Origin of the sequence: Streptomyces sp. SID13726, assembly GCF_010548375.1 — a bacterium.
Classification (GTDB): Bacteria; Actinomycetota; Actinomycetes; order Streptomycetales; family Streptomycetaceae; genus Streptomyces.
The window spans coordinates 1-442 of the sequence record NZ_JAAGLY010000446.1 but is presented as its reverse complement, the minus strand read 5'-3'; the positions used below and the strand labels follow the sequence as shown (position 1 = coordinate 442).

At 73.1% G+C, this 442-nt stretch carries 1 protein-coding gene; it reads left to right on the top strand.

Translation table 11 applies throughout. The features are described from left to right. On the top strand, positions 1 to 442 hold a 442-nt coding region (locus G3I78_RS48515), incomplete at both ends, for an SDR family NAD(P)-dependent oxidoreductase (RefSeq protein ID WP_164437024.1).

Genomic DNA, 442 nt, shown 5'->3' with positions numbered 1-442 from the left:
GGCATGGCGCCGGGTGTTCGAGGTGAACCTGATCGGCGGCGCCGTCACCGCCCGCGCCTTCCTCCCCGTACTGGCCGAGAGCCGCGGCTACTTCCTCCAGATCGCCTCGCTCGCCGCGATCACGCCGGCGCCGATGATGAGCGCGTACTGCGCCTCCAAGTCCGGCGTCGAGGCCTTCGCGCACTGCCTGCGCGCCGAGGTCGGCCACAAGGGGGTCAAGGTCGGGGTCGGGTACCTCTCCTGGACCGACACGGACATGGTCGGCGGCGCCGACCAGGACGAGGTCATGCGGGAGCTGCGGCAGCGGCTGCCGTGGCCGTCGAACCGCACGTACCCGCTGGGCCCGGCCGTGGACCGGATCGTCGCGGGCATCGAGCGGCGCTCGCCGCACGTGTACGCCCAGTGGTGGCTGCGGGGGATGCAGGGCGTGCGCGGCTACCTG